Genomic DNA, 20,956 nt, shown 5'->3' with positions numbered 1-20,956 from the left:
GTCATGGAACAACAGCCGCCGCCCTCAAAAGGGCGGCGGCTGTTCCCGTTGATGGCGAACCGCGCCAGCACGTTGGCGGACGCCTCCACTTCCGCCTCGGGCCCTTCTGCTCCATCGGGGTGGATCGTCACGCGGTCGATGAGCCGCGCGACAATGCCTGCCGCTTCGGTGCGGCTTGCTTGGCCATCCAGCGCTTCGTACAACGCGCCAATCTTTTCTTCGAACTGCTTGAGCAGGACCGGTATGGAGGGAAGGGCCACCGTGGGATGTGCCACCCGCATCGTCGCAAGCCGCGATTCGATTTCGCTCTTTTCGACTTCGCGCTCGTTGAGCAGGCGGGTGAGCCTCGGGCTCAACACGCCCGACAGCATGTTGCGCTCAAGGTTGACGAGTTCGCCCACCACCACCTTGAGCCGCTCGCGAAGGCCGTCATCGCTCCGGGTCGTCTCTCCGACGAGCCGCTTCGCTTCCCGGCGAAACTCCTCCGCAAAGAGGCGGGCATGGTTCTCGGTTAGCAGATCGTTGCGCAACGCGCTGAGCGTCGCCCCTTCGATGACATTCTTGCGGACCGGGACCGTGTTGGAACAGGTGCCACGCTCCTTCTGGCTGGCGCAGCGGTAATAGTCCTTGCCGCTGATGACATAGCTTGAGCCGCATGCCGCACATTTGATGAGGCCGGACAGCAGATGCCGTTGACGACGGCGTGCGGTGACCCCGGCGGCGCCATCGGGGCGAGCGCGACGAGCCAATTCCGCCTGAACCGCGTCCCACAACTCCGCCTCGATGATCCGCAGCGTCGGCGCCTCGACCTCGATCCACTCCGACTGATCGCGCAGCCGATACAGTCGTTCGCGGCCGTCGCTGTCCGGGTTGCGGCGCCATTCGCGCCGGTTCCAGATCATCAAGCCGCGATAAAGCGGATTGTTGAGGATCCCGACATGCTTCTTCGGGTCGCCGCGGATCGTCGATGCATTCCACAGGCCGCCGCGGGGACCTGGAATACCGGCTTGGTTGAGCTCGGTGGCGATCTGGATGGAGGATTTACCTGCCGCGAAACCACGGAAGATACGGCGCACGATCTCGGCCTTGTCCTCGTCGATCTCGCGCAGACCGGGGATGAGATGACCATTGGCGTCGAGCAGATTGACCTTCCTATAGCCGTACACGCTGCCGCCGGCGAAGCGGCCGGACAGTACCACCGCCTGAAGCCCGCGATGCGTCTTCTCGACCAGGCTCTTGAGGAACAACGAGCCAAGCAGGCCAGCGACAGCCAGCTTCACCTCGTCGATGTGATTTTCGCTCATGGTGTGCAGTTCGACGCGATCGAAGCGCAGCCTTTTGCCTAACCAATGAACGTCTTCGCCATCGCGGGCGAGTCGGTCGAGCGACTCGCTGACCACAATGTCGATGTGTCCTGCCCGGCAGTCAGCGAGAAGCCGCTGCAACCCGGGGCGCGTTCTGTCATAGCCCGACATCTCGGGGTCGAGGTAGATATTGACAACCGTGCCGCCGAGGAAGTCGACCAGCTTGCTGCAGGCTGCCGCCTGATCGCGGCTCGAGCTCTCGCTCTGCTTGTCGGTCGAGTGTCGGCCGTAGATCGCAATTCGGGGCGGTGATTTCCGCATGATTACTCCAGCGTTATGAATAGGATGAAGAAGTCGTCGGTGCGGTGGCGTGCGCCACCGCTCCAATTCAACCTTGCGCCTAGAACTCCGTCATGTTGGCAGCGCGCACAGCGACTGCGTTGAGCTGGGTCACCTCATCATCGGTGAAGCCAAGAGCAGCGAGGCGGCGATGCGCCGCGCGTAGGGCGTCGGCAGCAGCATCGCGCTCGGTAAGGTCGCTGCCGAAGGTGGCGATAACCGGTCGGACCGTGATCTCGGTCCTGCTACCATGGACGAGGGCAACGCAGGCGCGTTTGCCGAGCTCAGCCAGCCCTGGCGGTAGTTCGCCAAATGCCATGAGCAGTCCGTCATCGCCGATGCTGGTGTCGTCCAACAGCACCTCGAAGGGGCGGGCGAGTGACACATGCCAGGGTTCCGTAACGCCCGAGCGCAGGCGCAGGTAATCCACGGCAACGACCGCACGCGCACTGCGCCCGGCGAACTCGTCGTCGATCTGAAATGTGACCCGCTCGAGAAGCTCACGGATGCGGAGAACTGCCTGGCTGCAATCGAGCGCATCATGCGGGCCATACACTTCGCTTTCCGGCAGCAGTGCGAACGGGAACCAGCATGCGTCACTCTCGATATCACCCCAGACATGCAGGCCCACTTCGGTCAAAGGCTCGCCCGCGGCTCGGTAGCGAATGGAGGGCATGTCGAGGTCACCACAGATCTCGAACTGCCCGCCGTCGGCACTTACCATTGCGAACCAACCATCATCGGTCCTGTGCAGCACGGCTTCTTGGGGCAGATCGGCGATGTAGACGAGCAGCTGCATGGCCTGTGCGGGCGCTTCTCCCTCCCAACGGTGCGTCATTGATCCATCAACTCCGTTTCGATCGTCGCGCTTGATGACGCGACACCCGGGCCAGGCTGGCCGTACTGCTCCGCCGCTGCCTGCCGAGCCAGCAGGCGAACGAGGTCCGTCAGTGCACGGGCGAACGGTTCGCGCGTGCAGGGCGGCTCCGCTGGATTGAACGGGGGCGGCATGGTCTCCATGACGGAGTCCATGCGCTGATCTGCCCGCGCGAAATGGGGACCCTAAAATCAGGTTGTGCCGATCGCGGCCCCAGCATGAGGTCTCTGTCGGCATGCTCAGGACAGCATGTCGAACCAGCGGTCGACATCGATTCGGAAGCTTGCCGTGGCCTGCTTTTTGACGTCGCCGCGCGACAGGGCGGCCTGGAGAGACTTGTAGGGTTTGCGGCCGGCTTTGTGTTCAGGGTCCAACTCGGCAAGCCGGACTGCAGCATTCTTGTCCGGCCTCGCGTCGGCCCGCAAGATAGCCGCGCCGGCCATGACCTCGAGCTTGGCCGGCTTCATGCTCCTGCACCTCGGCAGGTTGGCGCCCGGGAAGGACGCGCCGGTGCGCTGATCGACTATGGCAAGCGCCCGCAGCATCACCTGCGACAGGTAGGTTGCAGCCTCTGTGGTAGTTAGCCCTGTGCGATAGTGACAGAAATCGTGGCGCGCAAAGCCTCGCCGCTGCAGTTCCTCGCGGCTGAACACGACGGTTCGTGCAGCCTCGCCGATGGCTTCGATGATCCTGTCGAGCGGCTCGCTCGCGTCACTGGAACCCAGGCGATCCCGGACGCGCTGAGCGATAGTTGCGAGCGCAAGACCGTCCGCGTTGGCCGGCAACCAGCCTCTCGCCATTGCCTCCTGGAGCGTGTCGTGGAAGCTGGCCGCTGGCGTGACGGTCTTGAAGTTGGTTGCTATGTCCACAACGATTGTCGCCGGTGCGCTCACCGTTGCCGCCAACACAGCCCCGGTGTTCAGCCAGGGGTTGCCTCCGGCAAAGCGCTCGCCGGTGGGATTGCAGGCCAGGCTTCGCAGGACCTGAGCAAGGTCCAGAGCGGTTCGGATCACCAGCAGATAGGCATGGACGCGAATGGTCAGTGCGAAGTCGCGGTTCTGCTTCAGTGCAGGAGGCGCGCTCGCAGTCGCTTGGCCGAGCTTTCCCTCCACGATCGATTGATAAAGAGCGGGATGATCCGCTCTGAGCCGGTCAAGGCGTTTTGCATGCGCTTCCGGGCTGTAGGTTTCCGATTGGCGATCACGAGGCACGAAGATGATGTGGTCGATGAACGCCTGGATGATGTTCACGTCGGCCGCCCGGGAGAGCAAATCGTGTATCAGCGACAAGCTTTCTGCGCCTGACGCCACAGCCTCGGGAGCAGTCAAATGAGCTGGGATAAAGCGCTGGCTGGCCTGCACCTCGAAAACTGTCGTTCTGATGTGCTTGGCGAGCTTCTTGCTGCGCCCACGCAGCAAATCTGCCGCTAGTTCAGCGATCAGCGCGCGGTCGGGGGAGATCGCCAACGCCGTACTCGCCGCAGCCGCCGTGGCTTGCGAGCGGCTCAGGCCGTCTACGGCTTTAAAGCTCGGCTTCCATTCTGCCTTTGAGGCGCGCGACACTGCGATCTCCACATCATGAAGATCGCGTCCTGGAACGCGAGGGCTCGCCCCTTCCAAGGGCTGAACTGCATTTCACCGAAGCAGCTCTCGAGAACCTGGGGATGACTTGCGCCCCGTGCCTCTCCGTTGACACGCCAGGTCGTGCCGTCCAAACCCATACCCAGCGCCCGCTCGTCAAAGCGCCGGACAAACCCATCATATCACGGCACAAGCAATAAGTGAACTGTCGATGTGCACAGTGGCCGCACGACGGGTCGCATGGGATTGAGGGTGGTCCGCTCCTGGTGGAAGGCTGCAAGTCTGCTTTCGGGTGACGACGGGCAGTAAGCAGCCGTTCGTTAAGATGATGGGTCAAGGCCCGACTGACTGGTAATGATGGAAGCGGACGCGAACCGAGCTACGGATCAATCGATGTTTCGAAGAGGGTCGCGGTGATTGTTCAGCCGAATCTCTTCCGGACGATTGGAGAAACTGAAGTAGCGTCGAGCCTTGGCAAAAGTACGTGCACGATCAGAAGCGCCACGAGGTATGCGCTGCCGGCCCAGACGAACACCGGTACGTAGCTTCCAACGTGTTCCAGCACTTCGCCGACATATCGCGCCATAATCATACCGCCGACGGCGCCCGCCGCCCCGCCTATACCCATCACGGACGCTACCGAGCTTTTCGGAAACGTGTCTGACACCATTGTGTAGAGGTTCGACGACCAACCCTGATGCGCGGCGGCGGCAACCCCGATGATCGCCACTGCGGCGGTAAGGCTTGCCACGGTGCTGGCAAAGACGATCGGCAAGACCAAGATCGCGGAGACGAGCAGCGCCAGCTTGCGGCCGGCATTGATGCTGAAGCCACGCTTGATCAGCGCCGATGACAGCCAGCCGCCGCCTATGCTGCCGAGATCGGCGAGCAGATAGACGGCGATCAGCGGCGGTCCGAAGGTTTTGAGGTCGAGGCCGTGGCGTTTGGCGAAAAAGTCGGGCAGCCAGAACAGGAACAGGTACCAGACCGGGTCGGTCAGGAACTTGGCGATGATGAACGCCCAGGTGCCCCGGTAACGGAACAGCTTGCGCCACGCGATCGGTGCGGACCCCGCGTCATTCTCCTGATCCGCGCGGATATAGGCCAGTTCCTGCGCCGAGAGGCGCGGATGATGGTCGGGCGGGCGGTAGAAGGCGAGCCAGGCGGCCAGCCACACGAAGCCGAGCAGGCCAGTGATGATGAAGGCGGCACGCCAGCCATAATTGAGCGCGATGATCGGCACCACGAGCGGCGTCGCGATCGCGCCGACATTGGCGCCGGCATTGAGGATCCCCGCCGCTAGCGCCCGTTCCTTCTTGGGGAACCACTCGGCTACCGACTTAATTGCGGCGGGAAAGTTCGCCGATTCACCCAGGCCGAGCGCGAACCGCGCGAGCGAAAAGCCGGCCGGGCTGCGCACCAGCGCATGGGCGAGTGCGGCCAGGCTCCACAGCGTGATCGCCGCCGCATAACCCATCTTGGAGCCGACCCGGTCGATCAAGGGGCCGCAGGCGAGCAGGCCGATCGCATAGGCTGCCTGGAACCAGAATACGATCATGCCATAGTCGATCTCCGACCAGCCCAATTCGCCCTGGAGGGTGGGCTTGAGGATGCCGATGACCTGGCGATCGATGTAGTTGATCGTCGTGGCGAAGAATAGCAGGGCGCAGATGACCCAGCGGATGTTGCCTCCCGCGTGGCGAGGACCAGCACTCGCCGCCTGTGTCGAACCGTCCACGCTTGCTCTCCCCTGGCGGTTTTCCGCCTGTTATCGTTGGTCGAAGGCCGCCAATGCCTGCTCGATACCGGCGCGATCGCGACCGTCCGGGCGCCAATGTCCTGCCATCAGGCCACGCTCGCCGAACATGGCGTCGACAATCCCGGACCGTCCCGCCGTCGCCCAGGCGGAGACGAACGCATCGCTGCGCGGGTCGTCGGCAGGTTCGCGAACGTGGATCAGCCAGGCGGCAAGCGCGGTCAGCGTCTCCGGGCAGGTGCGGCTGCGCGCAGCGTTGGCGGCGAGCGGGGCAAGCCAGCGCTGCGCAATCTTCTGCGACCCGTCGATGGCGATCTGGCGCAGGGCGTGCGGCAAGGCGGGATTGGCGAAGCGGCCGATCAGCGCGTCGGCATAACCGGCGAGGTCCTGACCGGGCGCGGGATCCAGGCTCGCCATCGCCTCGTTGCGGATGAGCCGCTCCACCGCGGGGCCGAGGACCGGATCGCCGATCGCCTCGTGCACATAGGTCAGCCCGGCGAGCAAGCCGCGATAGGCGAGCGCGGAATGCGCCCCGTTGAGCATGCGCAACTTCGCGGCCTCGTAAGGCGCAACATGCTGCACGACCTGGACGCCCACTCTCTCCCAGTCCGGCCGTCGGCCGGCGAAGCGGTCCTCGATCACCCATTGCAAGAACGGCTCGGTCACCACCGCTGCCGCGTCGCGCACGCCGATGGCCGCCTCCACCATGTCGAGATCCGCCGGCGTGACCGCGGGCACGATCCGGTCGACCATCGTCGAGGGGCAACGGCACTCGCGCGCGAACCAACTCGCGAGCGACGGATCGACATGGTCCAGCCAGGCGCCGAGCGAGGCGGCGAGCGCAGCGCCATTGTCGGCGAGATTGTCGCACGAGAGCAGCGTGACGCCGCCGAGTCCGGCGGTGCGGCGTGCCGCGAGCGCACGCGCGAGGTGATGGTACAGCGTGCCACCGCTGCGGTCGACGGCCGCGATGTCGAGCGAGCCGTCTGTGCTGCGGTGGTAGCCCTTCTCGGTGACGGTCATCGTGACGATCGCCACGGCGGAGGAGGTCAGCGCGCGGTGCAGGGTATCGTCCGGATCGGCCGCGACGACGACATCGTGGACCGCGCCGATCAACCGCGACCGGCAACCGTGCGCGGCGCGCTCGGTCACGGTGTAGAGTGCGTCCTGCGGCGCGAGGGCATGGCGGACTGCGGACGAGCGCAACGAGGCGCCGAGGATGGCCCAGTCTCGGTCCCCGCCTGCCATCGCCGCATCGGTAAAGACCGCCTGATGCGCGCGGGCGAATGCACCGATGCCGAGATGGACGATCCCGACGCGCTGCGCGGCGCGGTCATAATCAAACCTGGCAAGGCTCGGTGGCAGGCGATCGAGCGAGGCGGTCGACAGCCTCACAGGCGATAGGCCCGGCGGGCGAGACCTACGGTGAGATCATGCGCGATCTCGGCCGCCTCCCAATCGGCCAGCCGGTGTTCGGCGACGAGCCGCGCCAGATAGGCGCAGTCCACCCGGCGAGCGACATCATGGCGCGCGGGGATCGACAGGAAGGCGCGGGTGTCGTCGTTAAACCCGACCGTGTTGTAGAATCCCGCCGTCTCGGTGGTCATTTCGCGGAAGCGGCGCATGCCCTCGGGCGAATCGTGGAACCACCAGGCGGGCCCGAGACGCAGGCACGGATAATGGCCTGCAAGCGGCGCCAGTTCGCGCGCATAGGTCGATTCATCGAGCGTGAAGAGAATGATCGTCAGGTCGCGTTGATCGCCGACCACGTCGAGCATGGGCTTGAGGCCGTTCACAAAATCCGCGCGCACCGGGATGTCCGCGCCACGATCGCGGCCGTGGCTGGCGAACAGCCGGGCATTGTGATTGCGCGACGAGCCGGGATGGATCTGCATCACCATGCCGTCGTTCACCGACATCTTGGCCATCTCGGTCAACATCTGCGCACGGAAAAGCTCGGCGTCGGCCGCGCTCGCGCCGGGCTTGATGACCCGCTCGAACAGCGCAGCCGCCTCGCTGCCGGTGAGGTTTGCCGTACGCGCGGTGGGATGGCCGTGATCGGTGGCGGTCGCGCCGGCGGCCCGGAAGTCGGCACGGCGCTTGGCGTGCGCGGCGAGGTAGCCGGACCACGTCCAGACATCCTCGCCCGTCAGCGCCGCAAAGCGCTCCATCGTCGGGCGAAACGCCTCGTGCTCGACGTCGATGACCCCATCCGGGCGGTAAGTGGTCGTGATGCGTCCGGGCCAGCCCGAGGCACGGATCGCGCGATGCGCGTCGAGTGGATCGTCGGCGCCCTCGGTGGTCGCGAGATATTCGATGCCGAAGCGATTGAATAACGCCCGCGGCCGAAAGGCGTCGGTGGTGAGGAGCTCGGCGATCCGATCGAAATACCGGTCGCTGGTCGACGCATCGAGCGCGACGTCGAAGCCCAGGACCTCGGCGAAGACATGGTCGAGCCACAGCTGCGAGGGCGTGCCGCGGAACAGACGGTAATGGCTCGCGAAGGTTCGCCACGCCTTGCGCGGGTCGGTGTCTGGGCTGCCGTCGCGCGACGGCACGCCCAGGCGGGCGAGATCGATGCCCTGGCTGTAGAGCATGCGGAACAGATAATGATCGGGCGACAGCAACAAGCTCGTCGCGTCGCGCCAGGCGGCGTCGGTGGCGAACCAGCGAGGATCGGTGTGGCCGTGGGGCGAGACGATCGGCAGCCCGGCGACCTCGGTGTACAGTTCACGCGCGATCGATCGCTGGCTAGGGTCGCTCGAGAACAGCCGGTCAGGCGACAGGTGAAGCGGGCGCGTCACCGCGCTGCCCCTGCCATATGGTCGATCCCGCGCTCGAGCCCGCGTAGTTCGGCAAGGCCGCGCATCCGGCCGAGCAGCGAATAGCCCGGTAGCGTCTGCTTCGACAGGTCGTCGAGCATCTGGTGGCCGTGGTCGGGGCGCATCGGGATCGAGCGCCCCTCGCGCCGCTGGAGGCGGTTGATCGCGGCGACCAGGGTGACCATGCCGCCGTCGCCCTCGAGATGGGCGGCTTCGTGGAACGCACCGTCCGGCTCGCGCTTGACCGAGCGGAGATGGAGAAAGCCGATCCGGTCACCCAGTCGATCGATCATCCCGGGCAGATCGTTGTCGGCGCGCGCGCCGAACGAGCCGGCGCAAAAGCACAGTCCGTTGGACCGGCTCGGCACGCTGGCAAACAGTGCCTTGATGTCGTCCTCGGTGCTGACGACGCGCGGCAGGCCGAACAGCGCAAAGGGCGGATCATCAGGGTGCACCACCAGGCGCAGGTCTAGCTCGTCGGCCAGCGGGCAGACCGCTTCCAGAAACGCGACGTGATTGGCGCGGAGCGTGTCGGCATCGATGTTATCATATTGCGCAAGTGCGGCGCGGAACCGCTCGAGGGTGAAGGTCTCCTCGCTACCCGGCAGGCCGGCGATGATCGTACGCTCGAGCGAGGCGCGTTCCGGTCCCGTCATCGCGTCGAACCGGCGGGCAGCACGGTCGCGAAGATCGGCCGGGTAATCCGCTGCTGCGCCCGCACGCTGGAGGATGTGCAGATCGAACACTGCCGCCGCTTCGGGATCGAACCGCAACGCGAGCGCGCCGTCGGGCATCGTCCAGGCCAGATCGGTCCGCGTCCAGTCGATCACCGGCATGAAGTTGTAGGTGATCGTGCGGATACCACAGGCCGCCAGATTTCTGAGGCTCTCGCGATACCGATCGATCAGAAGGCGGCAATCCGCGCCTCTGGTCTTAATCCCCTCATGTACCGGCAGGCTTTCGACCACCGACCAGGTCAGCCCCGCCGCCGCGATCTGCGCCTGGCGTGCCTCGATCGCGGCCTGCGGCCACACATCGCCATTGGCGATCTCATGCAGGGCGGTTACCACGCCGGTCGCCCCTGCCTGGCGAATGTCGCGCAGGCTCACAGGATCGGAGGGACCAAACCAGCGCATCGTTTCGGTCATCAACACCCGATGTCATCCCTCTCCAGTCGCACGCCTGCTGCAACATGCGCGACCCTTCCGGCCTAGCATCATCAGATATGATAGGCCACAATCAATCAAGTGGTCAGGCCACTTTGCATGATCGCTAATGAGCGACTTGAGTAGGTGCCGCAGGGTGTGCGTCGCCCTGTTATGCATCAGCTTTGGTAGCCCAAAGACCGACGTTGGGGAGGCGTTCCAATCCGTCGCTGTTCATCGCGCGATCGCCCGACCGATGCTCGTCTTCAGAACTGGAAGTTGACTGCCATCGCGTAGGTCCGTCCGAAATAGGACGTGTAGAGCGGATCCTTGCGCACCGTGTCGACGGTCAGTCGGTTGGTCTCGTTAGTGATATTCGACACTTCGGCGATCAGCTTGATGTTGTCGTTAAGCGCGTATGACGCCGACGCGTCGACGAAGATCGAGCTCGCGTTCGATGTCGAGTCCGCATCAACCGATCCGCTCGGCACGGCGGTGAGGAAGGCCGATCGATAGTTCACCGTCGAGCGGATGCTGAACTTCTTATCCTCATAATAAAGGGTGCCGCTCGCCGTCTCGGGCGACAAACCGACCAATGGTGCGGTGCGCGACAGGGTCGGCGAGATGACGTAATTGATGTTCGACCGTACTCGGGTGAAGTTTGCCAGCGCGCCGAAATTGCTGAGTGCGCCCGGCAGGAAGCGGAACGGCAGCTGGACGTTCACCTCGAAACCGCGCAGCGGTCCGCCCGGAGTGTTGTTGCTGCGCTGGACGGTGAACTGGTCGGTCGGCCGCAGCTGGGTACCGTTGAGGAGCGTCAGCGGCAGTCCGATATCCTGGAATGCGACCGACTGGCTGGTCGTCTGGATATAGGTTTCGATGTTCTTGTAGAAATAGGCGACCGAGATCAGCGAACCAGGCGAGAAATACCATTCGAGGGCCGCGTCGAAGGTGTTGGCGCGGATCGGTTCAAGGAATGGATTGCTGAACGACGCAGTCTGGATGACGAGGTTCGCCGAACCCGCCGGGATGAGCTGCCCGTAGGCAGGACGCGACATCACGCGGGCGGCGGATGCACGCGCGATGAGGTTTGACGTGATGTCCAGTGCGAGGTTTGCCGAGGGTAGCCAATCGTCGTAGCTGCGGCCGACATCAGAGATAACAAACTGAGATGGGTAAAGCGACCCGGGAGGCGCGGCGGTAGTGATCGGGCCATACGCGTCGAGCTTGGTATGAACATAGCGTACGCCGGCATCGCCACGCAGTGCAAACGGCAGCGAGTCCGCGGTGTTGAATTTTACCATCGCGTAGCCGGAGGTGTATTTCTCCTCGACGCCGCCGTAGGTGCCCTTGGCGCAGTCGATGCTGCAATAGACATAGCTTTCGAGGTTTACGGCATCACGGAACTTGTCTGGATCGACGGACACGAAATCCTGCAACTGCCCATCGAGGTTCTTGCCGACACCGCTCGTTACAGACGTGATGCTGGCTAGCGTAACGCCAGCGGGAAGCGCAAGCGGCGTGTTGGTAGCGAGCTGCCGCTCGCGAGCAGTGTATTTATTGGTGCGATATTGGCCGCCAACTTGAATCGTAAAGCCGCGTGCTGCCTCCCACTCTCCGTTAAGTTCGAACGTCTTGCTGGTAATAGTGTTGCGGCGGATGAAGTTCGACAGCTGACCCGCCTGATCACCGTTCGGCAACGGAGGACCATATTGGAACAGCGCGGCATTGGTGGTATCGATCCCGTAGCCGATTTTCGGAATATCTGGATTATCGCGAAAATCGATTGAGAAGTTGCGCGTGTCGTTGGAATCTATGGCAACCTGCAAGCGGTTCACGTCGAGCTTTGACTGGTTGATACCTGCCAGGCCATAGACGCGGAAGTTGTCTGTGAAGCGGTGGTCGAGGTTTAGGTTTACCTGTCGGTAGGTCGAGGTGAAGCGCTCGTCCTGCATCTCCGAGCGCAAATCGACGCCATCAAACAGGCCGTGAACGAGCGAGCCGTTGTCGTTGACCTCGATCTCGCGAACCGATGTCAGCGGCTGGCCGTTGTTCGAGATCGCGCGACCGAACGAGCGCGCGTCGAACATCTGATCAAGCCGGTTGACCTTGAAGCGCGAGTAAAGACCGTCGAGCGAAATGTCTGTGTTGTCGCTCGGCTTCCATTGCAGCGTCAGCGTGCCGGCTAGGCGCTGCTGATCCTGGCTGCTCTTCACCGGGCGGGGGAGGCGCGGCAGGTAGACGCCGCCGCCAGGCCGTCCGTTCACCCCGGTTCGGCTCATGATGTAATCATAGGCCGCGGCATTGCCGGTGCGCGGATTGCCGGTGCTGCAGTTGTTGGCGTCCGCCCCGATCGGCACGCCGTTGGGCTGGGTATAACCGGCGGTGGGGCTATTGGTGGGAGCGCCGCGATACACATAGCCGACGGGAGTGCAGAAGGGGAAAATGACGCCCGCGTTCGCCGAGCCGGCGGGAGCCGCCTGACCATAGACCGTGGTCGGCACCACATCGACCGCGGAATAGGCATATTCGTCGATGTGGCGCTTGGAATAGGCAATGCTGCCGAGGATGCCGAAGGTGTCGCCGAACTTCTTCGAGATCAGCGCGGAGAGGCGCGGGTCTGCCTTTTTGCTGATGTCATTGTAGATGCCGCGGGCGGTGCCGGTGAGGATGAAATCGCCTCCCTTCTGATCGAAGGGCTTGGGCGCGCGCAGATCCACCGTCGCCCCCAGCGATCCTTCCTCGACATCGGCCGACAGCGTCTTGCGAACCGACAGCGCCGAGAAGATTTCGGTGGGGAAGGTCACGAAGTCGAACGAACGACCGGTGGCGACGCCGCCGCGGATGTCGCTGCCGCTGACCTGGCTCACGCCTTCCATGCCGTTGATGCGGACGCGGGTGAATTGCGAGCCGAGCCCGCGCACTGAGATGTTGCGGCCTTCGCCGCCGTCGCCGCGTGACAGCGCCACGCCCGGGATGCGCTGCATCGATTCAGCCAGATTGGAGTCGGGGAATTTGCCGATGTCCTCCGCGACGATGCTGTCGATCGCCGCCGTCTCCTGACGCTTCTGGTTGAGGGCGCTATCGAGCGCGGCGCGAAAACCGGTGACGACGATGTCCGCTTCCTGCGTCTGGGGCGCGGCCTTCGAGGGATCTACCGGATCGGGGGTGCTGGTCTGGCTGCTTGCCGGTGGCGGTGCCTGGCCGCTGGTCTGCTGCGCGGTCGCCGGTGCGGCGATCCACAGGCTGAGGATGCTGGTCGACACAAGCAATGCACGCTTATCGAAGCTCTTGCGGCTCAATTACCCTCTCCCGATAGGCCGAACGTGCAGGGTGCCCGCCGCTCGTATGTCTGCTGACCTTGTTCTATTTGGTCGGCTTGCCCGTCAGGTATCATTCTCGCTCAAATATGACAATATCATATCGATTGGTCAGGCCAGTTTGCTTGTTTCGCAGCTAGGCGCGGGCACGGAGAGATCATGCCCGGTCCTTTCGGGCCCTCACGTCATGGGTTCGAGTCGAGGTAGTAGCGGATGCCATGGGAAGGGCGCTCCGCCGCCGCTAGGCAGTGCCGGCGTGGCTGATCAGACCGAGCGTCGCGCTAGGGCTCGGCGGCGTTGATCGGTGGCGGCACGGGCACGCTCGACTGCCTCCGTCTCAGTGACGTCGAGCAGGTAATCGATCACACGCGCGAGGTGATCACGCATGGCGTTGCGCGCGTCGATCGGCGACCGAGCCTCGAGCGCGCTCAGGATGCGACCATGCTCGGCCATCCGGTTGTCGGTGCCCAGGCTGCCTGCTTTTGCCAGCACCTCGCGCGCCAAGGGCGAGCGAAAGCGCATATCCCAGAAATCGGTCACCGCCGAGATGATCACGGCATTGCCCGTCGCTTCGGCGATGGCGATGTGGAAACGCCGGTCGGCATCCTCCGCCGCCTTGGTGTCGTCCTGCGCCATCTCTGCGAGCAAGCCGCGCAGTTCGGCAAGCTGTGGCTCGTCAATTTCGGTGGCGGCGACCGCGGCGACTTCGCCTTCCAGCAGGCGGCGCGCCTCGGTAATTTCGAAGGCGCCGATGTCCAGTTCCTGATCGGACCCGTTGGACGAAGAGGCGAGCACGAACACGCCCGATCCCTTGCGGGCCTCGACCATCCCCTTCATTTCGAGCGCGATCATTGCCTCACGGATGGTGGGGCGGCTGACCTTGAAGCGTTCGGTGAGGTCGCGTTCGGCCGGCAGCCGCGTGCCCACTGCGAACACGCCATTGGCGATGTCGGTGATGATCGCCTGCACAATCCCGCGGTAGAGTTTACCGCCGCCCTCAACGCCTTGCATTCATTCCTCGCTCGCTCAAGGTCGCGACGCGGCCCAGATCCTCTACTTCTCGTCGCGCGGGCCAGCGTCAACCCGCGTCTAGGTGAAATCGATTCCGGGTAAAACAAAATGTCTTACAACTGTATTGCCTATTGTCGGACCACAATCTAGACCCGTGAACAGGAGAGGCCGAACGACAGCCATATGTCGACGGCGAACGATGCGGCCGATCGAACGCCCCCTGCGGGTTGCCGATGGGCAATCGCATCAACAAGGGGGAAGCCGTGGCTAACAGGCTCGCAATGCTGACAATGGCGGTCATGCCGCTGATGATCCAGGCGTCAGTTGCCGCCGCACCGCCGGCGTCCCCACCAGCACAGGCGCCCTGGCGCGACGTGACGCCGCGCAGCGGTCTGGCCGGCTGGCACGCCACCGGCGGCAACGCCACCTACCGCTTCGACCATGGCGAACTGATCGGGCTCGCGGAGCCGGGCAAGACCAACAGCTGGCTGGTGTCCGACGCGCAATATGGCGACTTCATCATTGAATTCGATGCCAAGACCGATCCGGCGCTCAATTCAGGCATGATGATCCGCGGCCAGAGCCGCCCGGATTACCGCAACGGCGTGGTGTACGGCTATCAGGCGGAGATCGATCCGTCCTCGCGCGCCTGGAGTGGTGGGCTGTATGATGAGCAACGCCGCCAGTGGCTCTATACGCTCGGCCGCAACGAAGCCGCGCGCACGGTTTACCGCTCCGGCGATTGGAACCACTATCGGGTCGAGGCGATCGGCACGCGGCTGCGTACGTGGATCAACGGCGTCCCCGCCGCTGATGTGGTCGACGATGCCGATGCCCGCGGGTTCATCGCGTTCCAGGTCCACGCCATTCCCGACGCGGACGCAGCCCGGCATCCCGAGGTGCGATTCCGCAACGTCCGGGTGATCACCGAGGCGCCGGCGCGGTTCGCGATGCCCGCGACGCCGTTGCCGCAACAAGGCTGGCTATCCAATCGCCTGTCGACCGGCGAACAACGAGCCGGCTGGACATTGCTATGGGATGGCAAGACCGGCGCCGGCTGGCGTGGGATCAAGACGACGGGTTTTCCGCGCAGCGTCTGGACGATGCCGGGCGGCGTCCTCCACGTTGAGGCCGGCGGCGGCGACATCATCACCACCCGCAGCTACCGGAATTTCGAGCTGTCGGTCGACTTCAAGCTGCAGCCTGGCGCCAACAGCGGCATCAAATATTTCCTCGATCCCGGCATGCTCGCGAGCAAAGGCGAGGCGATCGGCCTCGAGTATCAGCTGCTCGATGACGAGCGTCATCCGGATGCGAAGATGGGACGCGACGGCAATCGCACCTTGGGCTCGCTCTACGACCTCATTCCCGCGAAGAACCTGTCCGACCCGGCCAGCCCGGGAAAGCGGATCAATCCGCCGGGCGAATGGAACCGCGCCGTCATCGTCGTGCGCGGCAACCACGTCGAGCATTGGCTGAACGGCTTCAAGATGGTCGAGTACGACCGCGGATCGCCGGCGTTCCGCGCGCTGGTCGCCCAGAGCAAATATGCTGGGGTGCCGGGCTTCGGCGAGGGCAAGCAGGGGCCGATCCTGCTCCAGGATCATGGCGGTCAGGTCGAGTTCCGCTCGATCAAGCTGCGCGAACTCTAGGAGGGATGGATCGATGGACCGTCGTACGATGATCAAGGGCGCGGGTGCGTCGGTGGGGCTGGGCCTCGGCATGGCGATGAGTGCGCGCAGCTATGCGCGGATCAAGGGCGCCAACGATCGGCTGCGCGTGGCGATCGTGGGCGTCAACGGCCGCGGCCAGGCGCATATGAGCGCCTTCTCAAAGGTGGCGAACGTCGACATCACGCATTTCTGCGACGTCGATTCGGCGGTGCTGGCGAAGCGGGCGGCGGAATTTGCCGCCAAGGGCCATCCCGCCCCGAAGACGGAGAGCGACTATCGCCGGTTGTTCGCCAGCAAGGCGGTCGACATCGTCACGGTTGCCACGCCCGATCACTGGCATGCAAAGCTTGCGATCGACGCGATGAAGACCGGCCATCACGTCTATTGCGAAAAACCGATCGGCATCGCGCCGGCCGAGGGCGAGGCGATGATCGCGGCGCAGAAAAGCACCGGGCGCCGATTGCAGGTCGGCAACCAGCAGCGTTCCAGCCCGGAGACCAGGCAGCTGCTGGCGCTGATCCAGGGAGGTGAGCTCGGCGACGTCTATGAGGCGCAGACCTGGTATGCGAACGATCGCAAGTCGATCGGCCAGGGGCAGATGGTGGAACCACCCGCCAATTTGAACTGGGACATGTGGCAGGGGCCTCGTCCCCGCGCCGCTTATCGATCAAATCTGGTACCGTACAATTGGCATTGGTTCTGGCAGTACGGCACCGGCGAAATTTGCAACAATGCGATGCACGAGTTGGACGTGGCGCGGTGGCTCATGGGGCTGACGTACCCGACGCGGGTCGAGGCCAGCGGTGCGAAGCGCTTCCATCGCGGCGACGACTGGGAAATGTACGACTCGCTCGCGCTCGCCCTCAACTTCGACAAGGACCGGGTGATCCGCTGGAACGGCCAGAGCTGCAACGCAATGCTGACCTATGGTCGCGGCCGTGGCGTGCTGTTGCTGGGCACCAAGGGCTCCGCGGTGGTCGATCGCAACGGCTTCGAACTGTACGATCTGGCAGGCAAGTCGGTCCGCCAGGTGGTCGCGGCGGCGAGTTCGGAGACCACGGGCACGGTCGGCGAGGGCGTGCTCGACGTCTATCACGCGGGCAATCTGGTGGACGTCATTCGGGGCAAGGCGCCCACCCTTAATTCGCCGATCGTCGAAGGGCATATCAGCACCACGCTCTGCCACCTCGGCAACATGGCCTATCGGACCAACAGCGTGCTTGAGGTCGATCCGGCGACCGGCAAGCCGATGAGCGCCGAGGCGATGAAGCTCTGGTCGGTCACCTACGAACCCGGCTGGGAAGTGAAGGCCTGACGCCGATGGCGATCGTTGCCGATGTCGAACGCTTCGCGGCGATGGGCACCCGTATCGAGCTCCATGTGTTCGGCCGGTTCGCCGAGGACGGCATGCGCGCCGCGCGCATGGCGATCGAGGCGGTCGACGACGCGCTGACCATCCATCGGCCATCGCCGACCACCGCCCTTAACGATGCCTTGCTGGCGCAGCGCGACGCGGTGGTCGACGATGCGCTGCTGCTCGAGGCGCTCGCGGCAGTCGACGTGGTCCACCGCGACACTGGCGGCCTGTTCGATCCCGCCGCTGACGTTCGCCTTCCGGGGTCCGGGTGGAACGCGATCGCCTTCGACCGGGCCACGGCCCGGATCCGGGCGGCGCGTCCGCTCGCGCTCGATTTTGGCGGCATCGGCAAGGGGCTGGCGCTCGATCGAGCGTGCACCGCGCTGCGTGCGGCGGGGGTGCAGTCGGCATGCCTGTCGGCGGGCGAAAGCTCCCTGGCGGTGATCGGCGAGCATCCGCTGGGGGGCAAGTGGCCGTTCGCGGTACCCCATCCGGTCCGATCGCACGAGACGCTGGTCGAGCTTGCGCTGGAGGATGAAGCCTTGTCGATTTCGTCGACGGCGGGAGCGTCTGCACCCGAGCGTGCGCCGACCTGCCATCCAGCCGACGGCAGGGCCGTCACCGCGGCGCGCACCGCGGTCGCGATCGATCCCCTGGGCGGCAAGGCCGAGGCGATGAGCACGGCGCTGCTCGTCGCCGACGACGGGCAAGCGCAGCGATTGATGCGCGCGGCGCCGGGTCGTCGCTTCCTATTCGATCTTTTCCCTGAGGCGGCGATGCCGGCTCGCCACGCCAGGATGACGCTGCGATGACCGATCACGAGTTCACCCTCAGCCGCCGATCGTTCATCGATCGCGTGCTGCTGGCTACTGCGGGGGCAGGCATGGCGGCGGCGGCGCCATGGGCGGTGTCGGCGGCGGCAGCGGAGCCAGCCAAGTCGAACCCGGTGCGGCTCGGCGTGATCGGGACGGGTGACCGGGGTCGCGCGCTCATCCAGAATATCGCCAAGACGCGCAACTGCACCGTCGCCGCGCTATGCGACAGCTATGCGCCGCATCTGGCGAGGGCACAGGCGCTGGCACCCACCGCACGCGCCTTTGGTGATCATCGCGCGATGCTGGACGCTGGCGGGATCGACGCCATCGTCATCGCCACGCCGCTCAACACGCATGCGCGACTGACCCACGACGGCTTCGACGCCGGGCTGCACGTCTGGTGCGAAAAGGCGATGGCGCGCACGATCGCCGATTGCGGCGCGATGATCACCCGGTCGCAGGCGGCGGGCAAGTTGCTGCAGATCGGGCATCAGCGCATGTTCCACCCGACCTATCTGAACGCACTGAAGCGCACGCGCGCGGGCGAGATCGGTGCGCTCACGCAGATCCGCGCGAGCTGGCATCGCAACAACAGCTGGCGGCGGCCGGTGCCCGCCGATGCGACGGACCGGCAGATCAACTGGCGGCTCTACCGCGACAGTTCAGCGGGATTGATGACCGAGCTCGCCACGCACCAGCTGCAGGTGGGCAATTGGTTCCTCGACGCAGTGCCGACGCGCGTGATTGGATCCGGCAGCATCTGCTTCTGGAAGGACGGGCGCGAAGTATATGACCATGTCGCGCTGATCTACGAATATGCGGGCGGGCGTAAGCTGATCTATACCTCGCTGCTCAACAACGCGCGCTACGGCTGTGAGGAGCAGATCCAGGGCAGCAAGGGCACGATCGAGCCTGAGCTGGGCCGCATCTATCAGGAGGTGCCCGCCAAGGTGCTGGCGCTGCAGCGCATGCAGAAGGACGTCGCGCGCGGGCACAAGCGCACCGTGCCGATCGGCGGCGCGACCTGGTTTCCCGAACTGCCCGTGACCACGCCCGGCGAGTCGCTCGGCTGGGGTGAATATGACGAGACGATGCTTCAGTTCGAAGGCTTTGGCGAGGCGGTGCGTGCGGGCAAACCGCTGCCGGGGCTGCTGGCACAGGCCTATCATGCGAGCGTCGCGTCGTTGCTGGGCGAGCAGGCGATGGACCGCGGTGAAGCGATGATCTGGCCAACAAACCTTGTCGCAATCTGAGGGGACATAGCTGTGACCGATACCAACCGCCGAGGACTTCTCGGCCTCGGGCTTACCGCCGGGCTGGCAGCCGGGTTCGCGCATGATGCGTTCGCGCAGTCTACTACCCGTGGCGACGCGCCGACCGAGGGGGCCGTGGCCAAGCCGGTGCCTGAAGCGAAATATCGCGTGCCGTTCGCGGTGATCGGGATGGATCACAACCACATCTACGGCATTACCGATGCGGTCATCCGCGGCGGCGGAGTCCTGACTGCCTTCTATGCGACTGACGCGAAGCAGATCGCGATGTTCCGCAAACGCTATGGCGACATCAAGCTCGCGCGGTCGGAGCAGGAGATCCTCGACGATCGCGCGATCAAGCTGGTGTGCAGCGCCGCTATACCCGCGTTGCGCGCGCCGCTTGGCATCAAGGTGATGCGTTCGGGCAAGGATTATCTGAGTGACAAGGCCGCGGTCGTCACCTTGAAGCAGCTGGCGGACGTGCGCAGCGCGATCGCGGAGACGGGCCGCAAATTCGCGATCATGTATTCCGAGCGGCTTGAGGTGCCAGCGGCTGTCATGGCGGGGCAACTCGTCCACGACGGCGCCATCGGGCGTGTCATACAGACCGTCAATCTGGCGCCCCACCGGCTTTCGGCTCCGAGCCGCCCCGACTGGTTCTGGGATCCGGCGCGCAACGGGGGTATCCTGACGGATGTCGGCAGCCATCAGGCCGACCAGTTCGTGTATCTCACCGGCAGCAAGCGCGCGCAGGTATTGGCATCGCAAACCGGCAACTTCGGCAATCCTGATCACCCGCAGTTCGAAGACTTTGGTGACATGATGCTGAGCGGTGACGGTGGCGCGGGCTACGTCCGCGTCGACTGGTTCACACCCGATGGGTTGTCAACCTGGGGCGACGGACGGCTCTTCATCCTGGGCACCGAGGGGTACATCGAGCTGCGCAAATATGTGGACGTTGCCGGTCGTCCCGGTGGCAACCATCTCTTCATCGCGGACAAGAAGGGCGTGCGCTATCTAGATTGTTCCAAGGTTCCCCTACCTTTCGGGCCGCAATTCGTGACTGATTTAGTCGAGCGAACGTCAGTTGCGCAGGATCAGGAAGGGGCGCTGTTAGCTGCCGAACTTGTGCTCACAGCCGAAGCGCGGGCGACGCGGGCCAAAGCGTAGAAAGAACCGCCTCCGAAGATGGGTTGCCGAACCGCCGCGGATGATCGCGGGATATGGCTCGTGCATCGCAGGGTGAGCTTGATGGCCGCCTCTTGAGATGCTGATGGGATGGTACCGTCTTCACCTCGGGATGGCGATCGGCGCGTGATAGTCCTTCGTTATAGACCAAGCTACGCTGCCGATGCTGCCCGAATAGCCGGAGGAGATGATCAGCCGCTCGACGCGGTTGCCAGGCGAGGTCAAGCTACACCAGGCTGCATCGCTCGACATTGGCGCGCCCGAGACCTGGCACCGCCGGAATGCCGAATTACTCGTCCACGTGCTTGGTGGTTCAGAGGCACAGGCGACGGGCCCACTTGCCTCGACGGAATAAGGTTTGCGAGGCGCAGCCGTTTTGCTCAGACGGGCGACACCGCGAACATGGATGAACGGCTGAAGTTCGGAAGCCGAAAACAGGCTGCGAATGACCGGATGTGAGCGCTTGCTGCCCAGCCGCTTCCGGGGTTCGCTTTCCAAGCTGCGATTGTCGCAACC

General features: G+C 64.4%; 16 protein-coding genes. 5 read left to right on the top strand and 11 right to left on the bottom strand.

Annotated elements, in window-relative coordinates:
- The 10 genes from OXR60_RS18570 to OXR60_RS18525 form a co-directional block, all read right to left on the bottom strand.
- Nucleotides 1-1,625: recombinase family protein (locus OXR60_RS18570; protein WP_267397483.1), on the bottom strand; the 1,625-nt coding region annotated here is incomplete at its 3' end.
- Between the two features lie 79 nt (nt 1,626-1,704).
- A complete protein-coding gene (locus OXR60_RS18565; RefSeq protein WP_267397482.1) occupies nt 1,705-2,481 on the bottom strand; it encodes a hypothetical protein in 777 nt (258 codons plus the stop codon).
- Nucleotides 2,478-2,663 carry a hypothetical protein gene (locus tag OXR60_RS18560; RefSeq protein ID WP_267397481.1) on the bottom strand — a complete coding sequence of 62 codons (186 nt, stop codon included), beginning with the start codon at nt 2,661-2,663 and terminating at the stop codon, nt 2,478-2,480. The genes OXR60_RS18565 and OXR60_RS18560 overlap by 4 nt, the downstream gene beginning before the upstream one ends.
- 96 nt (nt 2,664-2,759) lie before the next feature.
- Entirely contained in the window at nt 2,760-4,094 is a 1,335-nt protein-coding gene (locus OXR60_RS18555; protein ID WP_267397480.1) for a hypothetical protein, read from the bottom strand.
- A gap of 427 nt (nt 4,095-4,521) precedes the next feature.
- Nucleotides 4,522-5,838 (bottom strand): MFS transporter, encoded by a 1,317-nt coding sequence (locus tag OXR60_RS18550; protein WP_267397479.1) that lies wholly within the window; start codon nt 5,836-5,838, stop codon nt 4,522-4,524.
- Between the two features lie 30 nt (nt 5,839-5,868).
- Nucleotides 5,869-7,251 carry a mannitol dehydrogenase family protein gene (locus OXR60_RS18545; RefSeq protein ID WP_267397478.1) on the bottom strand — a complete coding sequence of 461 codons (1,383 nt, stop codon included), beginning with the start codon at nt 7,249-7,251 and terminating at the stop codon, nt 5,869-5,871.
- Nucleotides 7,248-8,660, bottom strand: a complete 1,413-nt coding sequence (uxaC, locus tag OXR60_RS18540; protein WP_267397477.1) for a glucuronate isomerase — start codon at nt 8,658-8,660, stop codon at nt 7,248-7,250. The genes OXR60_RS18545 and uxaC overlap by 4 nt, the downstream gene beginning before the upstream one ends.
- The gene (gene uxuA, locus OXR60_RS18535; protein ID WP_267397475.1) at nt 8,657-9,826 is read right to left on the bottom strand and encodes a mannonate dehydratase; all 1,170 of its coding nucleotides are present in this window, start codon (nt 9,824-9,826) and stop codon (nt 8,657-8,659) included. Before uxuA ends, uxaC begins: the two co-directional genes overlap by 4 nt.
- Before the next feature lie 263 nt (nt 9,827-10,089).
- Nucleotides 10,090-13,089 carry a TonB-dependent receptor gene (locus tag OXR60_RS18530; RefSeq protein WP_267397484.1) on the bottom strand — a complete coding sequence of 1,000 codons (3,000 nt, stop codon included), beginning with the start codon at nt 13,087-13,089 and terminating at the stop codon, nt 10,090-10,092.
- Nucleotides 13,090-13,407: 318 nt separating this feature from the next.
- Entirely contained in the window at nt 13,408-14,154 is a 747-nt protein-coding gene (locus OXR60_RS18525) for a FadR/GntR family transcriptional regulator (protein WP_267397474.1), read from the bottom strand.
- A gap of 263 nt (nt 14,155-14,417) precedes the next feature.
- Between OXR60_RS18525 and OXR60_RS18520 the strand changes: the two genes are divergently transcribed.
- The 5 genes from OXR60_RS18520 to OXR60_RS18500 are packed head-to-tail and all read left to right on the top strand — an operon-like array spanning nt 14,418 to nt 20,422.
- On the top strand, nt 14,418-15,806 hold the full coding sequence (locus OXR60_RS18520; protein WP_267397473.1) for a DUF1080 domain-containing protein: 1,389 nt from the start codon (nt 14,418-14,420) through the stop codon (nt 15,804-15,806).
- A 13-nt stretch (nt 15,807-15,819) separates the two neighbouring features.
- On the top strand, nt 15,820-17,142 hold the full coding sequence (locus tag OXR60_RS18515) for a Gfo/Idh/MocA family oxidoreductase (protein WP_267397471.1): 1,323 nt from the start codon (nt 15,820-15,822) through the stop codon (nt 17,140-17,142).
- Between the two features lie 5 nt (nt 17,143-17,147).
- The gene (locus OXR60_RS18510; RefSeq protein ID WP_267397469.1) at nt 17,148-17,996 is read left to right on the top strand and encodes an FAD:protein FMN transferase; all 849 of its coding nucleotides are present in this window, start codon (nt 17,148-17,150) and stop codon (nt 17,994-17,996) included.
- Nucleotides 17,993-19,252 carry a Gfo/Idh/MocA family oxidoreductase gene (locus OXR60_RS18505; protein WP_267397468.1) on the top strand — a complete coding sequence of 420 codons (1,260 nt, stop codon included), beginning with the start codon at nt 17,993-17,995 and terminating at the stop codon, nt 19,250-19,252. The genes OXR60_RS18510 and OXR60_RS18505 overlap by 4 nt, the downstream gene beginning before the upstream one ends.
- A 12-nt stretch (nt 19,253-19,264) precedes the next feature.
- Entirely contained in the window at nt 19,265-20,422 is a 1,158-nt protein-coding gene (locus OXR60_RS18500; protein WP_267397467.1) for a Gfo/Idh/MocA family oxidoreductase, read from the top strand.
- 120 nt (nt 20,423-20,542) lie between these two features.
- On the opposite strand, the gene OXR60_RS18495 is transcribed toward OXR60_RS18500, so the two are convergent.
- Nucleotides 20,543-20,956 (bottom strand): hypothetical protein (locus OXR60_RS18495; RefSeq protein WP_267397466.1); only part of this gene is annotated, 414 nt, incomplete at its 5' end.

Source organism: Sphingomonas sp. GC_Shp_5, from assembly GCF_026540855.1.
Lineage (GTDB): Bacteria > Pseudomonadota > Alphaproteobacteria > Sphingomonadales > Sphingomonadaceae > Sphingomonas.
This window is presented reverse-complemented; position numbering and strand designations above follow the sequence as displayed.

Bases quoted from the DNA above. Each gene is read 5' to 3' on its own strand.
- OXR60_RS18565 (WP_267397482.1), bottom strand. From the start codon at position 2,481: ATGACGCACCGTTGGGAGGGAGAAGCGCCCGCACAGGCCATGCAGCTG.
- OXR60_RS18560 (WP_267397481.1), bottom strand. From the start codon at position 2,663: ATGGAGACCATGCCGCCCCCGTTCAATCCAGCGGAGCCGCCCTGCACG.
- uxuA (WP_267397475.1), bottom strand. From the start codon at position 9,826: ATGACCGAAACGATGCGCTGGTTTGGTCCCTCCGATCCTGTGAGCCTG.
- OXR60_RS18525 (WP_267397474.1), bottom strand. From the start codon at position 14,154: ATGCAAGGCGTTGAGGGCGGCGGTAAACTCTACCGCGGGATTGTGCAG.
- OXR60_RS18515 (WP_267397471.1), top strand. From the start codon at position 15,820: ATGGACCGTCGTACGATGATCAAGGGCGCGGGTGCGTCGGTGGGGCTG.
- OXR60_RS18510 (WP_267397469.1), top strand. From the start codon at position 17,148: ATGGCGATCGTTGCCGATGTCGAACGCTTCGCGGCGATGGGCACCCGT.
- OXR60_RS18505 (WP_267397468.1), top strand. From the start codon at position 17,993: ATGACCGATCACGAGTTCACCCTCAGCCGCCGATCGTTCATCGATCGC.